This window comes from Streptomyces sp. UNOC14_S4, assembly GCF_020740835.1.
GTDB lineage: Bacteria > Actinomycetota > Actinomycetes > Streptomycetales > Streptomycetaceae > Streptomyces.
Genome location: NZ_JAINFC010000353.1, coordinates 1 through 8122 on the forward strand (window position 1 = coordinate 1; position 8122 = coordinate 8122).

Sequence of the window (8122 nt, forward strand, 5' to 3'; positions counted from 1 at the left end):
TCGGTGGTCATAGCGTTAGGGAAACGCCCGGTTACATTCCGAACCCGGAAGCTAAGCCTTTCAGCGCCGATGGTACTGCATGGGGGACCGTGTGGGAGAGTAGGACGCCGCCGAACAAATTTTAGATGGAAGAGCCCCGACAGGTTTGTCGGGGCTCTTCTGCATTTCCGGACAGTTTTCCGAACCTGCCCCCCGGTAAAAGACCGCGGTCCCGGGGCAGGTGCCCCGGGACCGTAATCCAGCACAGTCCAGACGTAGAACTACGCGCTCACGTCCACACCCGCGGCCCGCGCGAGTTCCAGGTCGAGGGACTCACGGCGAATGCGCTGATCCGTGTAGAGCAGCGCCGCCATGCCCGCGGTCACCGGAAAAGCCAGCGTCGCGCTGATCGCCCCGCCGATTCCCGCGACCACGAGGGAAGGCCAGGACATCGGGTTCTCCATGGTGGCCCCCGAGGCGAACGATGCGACGATGCTCAGCGGGGCCTGCACCACCATCGTGAGCATCACGGTCAGCAGCACGCCGAGCAGCTGCACTCCGAAGACCCGCCACCAGGCACCCTGCACCAGTTTCGCGGACCGCCGCATGCTCGCTATGACGCCCTGCTTCTCCAGCATCAGCGCCGGCACGGCCAGGCTGAAACGGATCCACAGCCACGCACCGACCACCGAGGCCGCCAGCGCACCCAGTGCGATGAGTCCCGCACCCGGCCCCTCCGCGCCCGCCGCCGTGACCACCAGCCCCGGGCTCACCCCGATGGCGAAGACCGCACACAGCAGCAGTGGCAGCAGGAGCAGCAGCCCGAACATCCGCGGCATCTGCGGCCGCGCGGCCCGCCAGGCCTCGCCGATCGTGGTCGTACGCCCCAGGATCGAGTGGCTGACCACCATCGTCAGCATGGCCGTCGCGACGATGGAGCCGAGCAGGCCGACGGCCCAGGCCACCCCCGTGCCGGCCAGCGTGCCGCGCAGTGCCTCCCACAGCTCCTGGGGTGTCGCGTCAGCGTTCTCCGAGATCGACTGGAGGTCCGGGGCGTCATGGAACCACAGGCTGGTCAGCACGGTCGTCACCGCCTGCGTGCCCACCGCGAGAGCCAGGGAGACCCCGAGGGCCGTACGCCACTGCCGCCGCACGACCTGCACCGCGCCATCGACGATCTCGCCCACGGACAGCGGCCGCAGCGGGATCACCCCCGGCTGCGGGGCCTGCGGAGGAGGCGTCCACGCGCCCCAGCCGCCCCAGGGGGCGCCCGGCTGCCGCTGCGGTGACTGCTGCGGCTGCTGGGGGCCGCCCGTGTGCTGCCGGCCGCTGTTCGCGTACGCGCGCTCCCGTGTCGTACGCCGCTGCGGCGGTACGGGGGCGGTCGTGGACCACTGACCCCCGGGCGGCTGTTCCTGTGACCACTGCGAGGACCGCGCGTCCTCGCCCGTCCCAGGGGTCCCGTCCACGGGGGTGGGGCCCTCTGGCGCGGACGTGTCCTGCGCGGGAGGGCGCCGGTCGTCGGACGGGGAGGACCCGGGCGGGGTCCGGCCCGGAGTGTCGTTCATGTCTCTGTCGCTCCTTCTCGGTACCCGTCCGCCGGTACGGCCCCGGGCCATGTCCAGCAATCGTGACACGGTGCCCCGACACGGGGTCCGGCCCGCGGCCCGGGCCCGGGAAAGGGGCTCGTACGGGGGAGGAACCCCAGGGCGACCTTCAATACTCGGGGCCCGCCGGGCAGACTGGGCAGATGGCTGATCACCCCGTGTCACCCATGGATTCCGCCGCGAGCCCCGCCTCGTCCTCCCTGCGCTGGGACGAGCCGCCGGAGGGCCCGGTCATCGCGCTCCTCGACCAGCGCCGGCTGCCCGCCGAGGAGGTGGAACTGCTCTGCACGGACGTCCCCGCCCTGGTGGACGCGATACGTACGCTCGCGGTGCGCGGCGCGCCCCTGCTCGGCATCGCCGGAGCGTACGGGGTGGCCCTGGCCGCCGCGCGCGGCTTCGATGTCCAGCAGGCCGCGGAGCAGCTCGCCCACGCCCGACCCACGGCCGTCAACCTGGCCTACGGCGTACGGCGTGCCCTCGGCGCGTACGAGCGGGCGGTCGAGGGCGGTGCCGATGCTGGCCGGGCCGCGGCGGCGGCGCTCGCCGAGGCCCGCGCCCTGCACCGGGAGGACGCCGAGGCCAGCGCCCGCATGGCCGCGCACGGCGTGGCCCTGCTCAAGGAGCTGCTGCCCGGCGGGGGCTACCGCGTACTCACCCACTGCAACACCGGTTCCCTCGTCTCGGGCGGTGAGGGCACGGCGCTCGCCGTGGCCTCCGCCGTGCACCGTGCCGGACAGCTGCGGCGGCTGTGGGTCGACGAGACACGCCCCCTGCTCCAGGGCGCCCGGCTCACGGCGTACGAGGCGGCGCGCGCGGGCATGGCGTACACCCTGCTCACCGACAACGCGGCCGGTTCGCTCTTCGCGGCGGGCGAGGTCGACGCGGTGCTCATCGGTGCCGACCGGATCGCCGCCGACGGCTCGGTCGCGAACAAGGTGGGCAGCTACCCGCTGGCGGTGCTCGCCCGCTATCACCACGTGCCGTTCATCGTCGTGGCGCCGACCACCACGGTCGACCTGGGCACCCCGGAAGGCGCCGCGATCGAGGTGGAGCAGCGGCCCGGCCACGAGGTCACCGAGTTCGCCGCGCCCCTGGTGACGGGGGTGGCGGCCGAGCCGGGCACGGGGGTGCCCGCGGCGCCGCTGGGCACCCAGGCGTACAACCCGGCGTTCGATGTCACGCCACCGGAACTGGTGACCGCGATCGTCACGGAGAACGGTGTGGTCTCCCCGGTCACCCGGCCGGGGCTGGCGGAGCTGTGCCGTGGGCCGGAGAAGGAACGGTGAGGGCGCCGGGCCGGAACGCGCGGCCGATGCCGCGGCTTCCGGTGGGCTCAAGATCGCCGGGGTCAACGGGACACACCGGAGAATGCCGCTCGCCACAGGTGAGCTCGGTCACCCGGCTCTATGAGCCGGATGCGAAAATGGGATGATGTCGATATGAAGGGACGCGTCCTTGTCGTCGACGACGACACCGCACTGGCCGAGATGCTCGGCATCGTGTTGCGTGGTGAGGGTTTCGAGCCGTCGTTTGTAGCGGATGGCGACAAGGCACTTGCTGCTTTCCGCGAGGTCAAGCCGGACCTCGTGCTGCTCGACCTGATGTTGCCCGGCCGGGACGGCATCGAGGTGTGCAGGCTCGTCCGGGCCGAGTCCGGCGTGCCGATCGTGATGCTGACGGCCAAGAGCGACACGGTCGACGTCGTGGTCGGCCTGGAGTCCGGCGCCGACGACTACATCGTCAAGCCGTTCAAGCCGAAGGAGCTCGTCGCCCGGATCAGGGCCCGGCTCCGCAGGTCGGAGGAGCCCGCGCCGGAGCAGCTCACCATCGGCGACCTGGTCATCGACGTCGCCGGGCACTCGGTGAAGCGCGACGGCCAGGCCATCGCGCTGACCCCGCTCGAGTTCGACCTGCTGGTGGCGCTCGCCCGCAAGCCGTGGCAGGTGTTCACCCGTGAGGTGCTCCTGGAGCAGGTGTGGGGCTACCGGCACGCCGCGGACACCCGTCTGGTGAACGTGCACGTGCAGCGGCTGCGTTCCAAGGTCGAGAAGGACCCGGAGCGGCCGGAGATCGTCGTGACCGTGCGCGGCGTGGGCTACAAGGCCGGGCCGAGCTGACATGTCGGGCAACGGTGCCGCTCCGGAGTGGGGCGCGGGGCGGCCCGTCGAGACGGCGGGCGGCATTTCGTACTTCCGGCGGCTGTGGCGCGCCGCGAGGCTGCTGCCCGACGGCGCGGCCTCGGGACCGGTTCATCCGGTGCTGCGGCTGTACGTGCGCTGGGTGAGGCGCCCGCTGCTGCCCGCGATGCGGCTGTGGCGGCGCAATATCCAGCTGCGGGTCGTCGCCACGACCCTGCTGATGTCGTTCGGTGTCGTGCTGCTGCTCGGCGTCGTCGTCATCGGGCAGGTCCGCAACGGCCTGCTGGAGGCCAAGCGGCACGCCTCGCAGAGCCAGGCGGAGGGCGGTTTCAAGGCCGCCCGGGACGCCGCGGACGGCGCGGCCGACGTCCGCGGGCAGGACGCCTCGCAGTCCGGCGCCCGCACCATGGACTCCGGGACCTGGCTCACCGCGCTGGTGCAGCAGCTCTCCAGCGGCGGCCAGGGCGTCTACCACGTGGTCGCCCTCAGCGCGGACAGCGGTGACGCGTCGACCGTCGGCGCCCGCGGCCCGCGCGCCTCCGGGGACATCGACCCCGAGCACAGCATCCCCGGCGACCTGCGCAAGGCGCTGGACACCCGGACGGGCGCGCTGGAGCGGTCCGCGTCGATCAAGCACAGTGCCTCCGACGAGGGCGAGCCCGCGCTGATCGTCGGCAAGCGGATGTACGACAACAACAACCGGCCGTACCAGCTCTACTACCTCTTCCCGTACACGCAGGAAGAGAAGTCGCTGACCCTGGTGAAAACCACGCTGGCGACCGCCGGGGTGTTCGTGGTCGTGCTGCTGGGCGCCATCGCCTGGCTGGTGGTACGGCAGATCGTCACGCCCGTACGGATGGCCGCGAGCATCTCCGAGCGGCTCGCGGCGGGCGTCCTCCAGGAGCGGATGAAGGTCACCGGCGAGGACGACATCGCACGTCTGGGTGAAGCCTTCAACAAGATGGCGCAGAACCTCCAGGTGAAGATCCAGCAGCTGGAGCAGCTGTCGCGGATGCAGCGCCGCTTCGTCTCCGACGTCTCCCACGAGCTGCGCACCCCGCTGACGACCGTGCGGATGGCCGCCGAGGTCATCCACGAGGCGCGGGACGGCTTCGACCCGGTCACCGCGCGCTCGGCCGAGCTGCTGTTCGGGCAGGTCGACCGCTTCGAGTCGCTGTTGTCCGACCTGCTGGAGATCAGCCGGTTCGACGCGGGCGCCGCCGCGCTGGAGGCGGAGCCCATCGACCTGCGGGACGTCGTGAACAGGGTCGTCGACGGCGCCCTGCCGCTCGCCGAGCGCAAGGGCAGCAAGCTCGTCGTGCGCGGTGACGAGCAGCCCGTGATAGCGGAGTCCGACGCCCGGCGCGTGGAGCGTGTGCTGCGGAACCTGGTGGTCAACGCTGTGGAGCACGGCGAGGGCCGGGACGTGGTCATACGGTTGGCCACGGCGGGCGGCGCGGTCGCCGTCGCGGTGCGCGACTACGGCGTGGGGCTCAAGCCCGGCGAGGCCACTCGTGTCTTCAACCGCTTCTGGCGCGCGGACCCGGCGCGGGCCCGGACGACCGGGGGCACCGGCCTCGGGCTGTCGATCGCCGTGGAGGACGCGCGGCTGCACGGCGGCTGGCTCCAGGCCTGGGGCGAGCCGGGTGGCGGCTCGCAGTTCCGGCTCACGCTGCCGCGTACGGCCGGCGACACGCTGCGCGGGTCGCCGATCCCGCTGGAGCCGGACGATTCGCGGCGCAACCGTGGGCTGAACGAGGCCGGGCTTCCGCTGGGCACGGCGGGCCGGGGCGGACCTCCGGCCGCGCCGACCGCACCGCAGGGGCCCGCGCCCGTACCGGCGCAGACGCGCGGCACGCCCCCGACCGTCGACCTGACGGCGCTGCCGGGCAGCGGCGCGCGCGTCGTGGCACGGCAGGGCGGAACCGCGCCGTACAACAAGGCGGCTGACACGTCGTACGGGACGAGGGCCGGGGGCTCCGAGGAGACCGCCGGGAGCGGTTCGGGAAGCCCGGCGGCTCCGGCAGGCGCGGAACGTCCGGCGCGTCCGGAGCGTCTGGACCGTTCAGACAGTTCGGAACGTGAGGGGCAGGCGCGTGGGCGCTGAACGCGGACGCCGCCGTACGGTGCGCGGTGCGCGGCGGCCGGCGGGGATCGGCGCGCTCGCGCTCAGCGGCGTGCTGCTGGCCGGGTGCGCCTCGATGCCGGACAGCAGTGAGGTGACGTCGGTCGACTCCTCGCAGCGCGCCGACGGGGACTCGCAGGTGCGCGTGTACGGGGTGGCGCCGCACAAGGGCGAGCATCCGCTGGACCTGGTGAACGGCTTCCTGGAGGCCACGACCAGCGACGATCCGGAGTACGACACGGCCCGGATGTACCTCGCCAAGGACGCGAAGCGGAAGTGGGACCCGTCCGCGTCGGCGACGGTGCTGTCCGCGCCGCCGCAGGTCGATCTGGCCCGTACCGGCGACCACAAGCAGGACTTCACGATCACGCTGACCGGCAAGCAGGTCGCGACGGTCGACGCCAAGCACGCCTACAAGCCGGACGAGCGGAAGTACCAGCAGGAGATCCACGTCGCCCAGGAGAACGGCGAATGGCGCATCGACGCGCCGCCGTCCGGACTGGTGCTCGGCGTGGCCGACTTCCAGCGCATCTACCGTTCCGTCAACAAGTACTACTTCGCGGAGCTCGGGGCGAGCGGCGCGGGCCAGGGCCGCAATGTGCTCGTCGCCGACCCCGTCTATCTGCGCAAGCGCATCGACCCCGTGACGTCCACGGTGAACGCGCTGCTGGACGGGCCGACCACCTGGCTGGACCCGGTCGCCACGACGGCCTTCCGCGAGGGCACGCGCGTGGTCGACAAGCGGCTCGCGCTCGACGACTCCAACGCCCTGAAGGTCCGGCTCAACGACCGCGCGGCGGGCACCAGCCAGGAGCAGTGCCTGCGCATGGCCGCCCAGATCCTCTTCACCGTGCAGGACCAGTCGGCGAAGGTCAGCCAGGTGGCGCTGCAGCGCGAGAGCGGCTCGCAGATGTGCGTGCTCCAGCGCGACCAGGCGCGCTGGTACGCGCCGGACCAGAAGCCGGAGCAGAGGGACGGTCAGAAGGACGGCCACGCGGACCAGAAGGAGATCCGCCCGGACCGGCAGTACTTCGTGGACGCACAGCACCGGCTGGTGGGCCTCACCGACGGCGAGAACGGTCCGCGGCGGGTCGGCGGCCCGTTCGGCGATGGCGCGGTGCAACTGCGGTCGGTGGCCGTGGACCGCGCGCAGGAGCGTGCCGCTGGCGTGACGGCCAACGGACAGGCGCTGTACGTCGCCGGGCTGGAGAGCGGTGCCCTGGGCGAGCCGCGGCTCACCGCGAAGGGCGGGGGCGGGACGAAGGCCGGTCTGACCGCTCCGAGTTGGGACGGGCTGGGCGATCTGTGGGTCGCGGACCAGGACCCGGACAAGCCGCGGCTGCTGCGGCTGGCCGGGGGCACGGGCGCGCCGGAGGAGATCCAGGTGCCCCGGCTCGACGGCGCGCACATCTCCGGGCTGCGGGTCGCGGCGGACGGCGTGCGGATCGCGCTGCTCGTGACGAAGGGCGACAGGACGACCCTGAAGCTGGGGCGGGTGGAACGGCACGGCGGTGTCGGCCGGATGACCCTCTCGGTGCAGGAACTGCGCCCCATCGCCCCGAAGCTGGAGCAGGTCGACGCGGTGTCCTGGGCGGGTGCCAGCCGTCTGCTGGTCGCGGGGAGCGAGCAGGGCGGCCTTCAGCAGCTCCAGTACATCGAGACGGACGGTTCCCTCTCCAACGGTTCCGCGCTGCCCGGCATCACGGGCGTCCGCGGCGTGGCCGCGACGGACGGCTCGGCCAAGTCCCCCGCCCTCGTCGCGGAACGCGACGGCGGCATCGTCCGCCTCCTGCCCGACACGGGCTGGAAGCTCGTGACGAAGGAGGGCTCGGCACCGGTCTACCCGGGCTGAGCCGCGGCCGGTCTTTTGGGCGTGCCTATCCCCCGGGTGTGACTGGTGGGGCCACCGGGAGCGTGGCCAGGAGTTATCCACAGGGGTGGCAGGAGACGCCGCCTGGCGGGACAGTAGATCCATGCGCGGGTGGTGGCAGGAGATCACCGGACTGGTGCTGCCGGTCGACTGTGCGGGCTGCGGCCGATGGCGGACCGTGCTGTGCGCGGAGTGCCGTGAGGCGCTGAGCGGGCGTCCGGCACGCCGCGTATGGCCGGATCCCGTGCCTGCGGGGCTGCCGTCCGTGCACGCGGCGGCTTCGTACGGTGACGCGGTGCGATCGGTGCTGCTCGCGCACAAGGAACGTGGTGCGCTCGCGCTGGCGGGCCCCCTGGGCGAGGCCCTGGCGGGAGCGGTGCGGGCGACGGTGGGGAGCGGGGAG

6 protein-coding genes and 1 rRNA gene are annotated in these 8122 nt (G+C 72.6%); 6 read left to right on the forward strand and 1 reads right to left on the reverse strand.

The features are described from left to right. Positions 1-116, forward strand: a 5S ribosomal RNA gene (rrf, locus tag K6I34_RS26095). A 144-nt stretch (positions 117-260) separates the two neighbouring features. On the opposite strand, the gene K6I34_RS26100 is transcribed toward rrf, so the two are convergent. Next, on the reverse strand, positions 261-1547 hold the full coding sequence (locus tag K6I34_RS26100; RefSeq protein WP_229329127.1) for a hypothetical protein: 1287 nt from the start codon (positions 1545-1547) through the stop codon (positions 261-263). 182 nt (positions 1548-1729) lie between these two features. Between K6I34_RS26100 and mtnA the strand changes: the two genes are divergently transcribed. The 5 genes from mtnA to K6I34_RS26125 form a co-directional block, all read left to right on the forward strand. Next, entirely contained in the window at positions 1730-2872 is a 1143-nt protein-coding gene (gene mtnA / locus K6I34_RS26105; RefSeq protein WP_229329129.1) for an S-methyl-5-thioribose-1-phosphate isomerase, read from the forward strand. 153 nt (positions 2873-3025) lie between these two features. After that, positions 3026-3703 (forward strand): two-component system response regulator MtrA, encoded by a 678-nt coding sequence (gene mtrA, locus K6I34_RS26110; RefSeq protein ID WP_121803902.1) that lies wholly within the window; start codon positions 3026-3028, stop codon positions 3701-3703. A 1-nt stretch (position 3704) separates the two neighbouring features. After that, positions 3705-5831, forward strand: coding sequence for an MtrAB system histidine kinase MtrB (gene mtrB, locus K6I34_RS26115; RefSeq protein WP_275127153.1), 2127 nt, complete (start codon positions 3705-3707; stop codon positions 5829-5831). Further along, a complete protein-coding gene (locus K6I34_RS26120; protein ID WP_229329131.1) occupies positions 5821-7701 on the forward strand; it encodes an LpqB family beta-propeller domain-containing protein in 1881 nt (626 codons plus the stop codon). Before mtrB ends, K6I34_RS26120 begins: the two co-directional genes overlap by 11 nt. A 121-nt stretch (positions 7702-7822) precedes the next feature. Beyond that, positions 7823-8122: ComF family protein (locus tag K6I34_RS26125; RefSeq protein WP_374231015.1), on the forward strand; the 300-nt coding region annotated here is incomplete at its 3' end.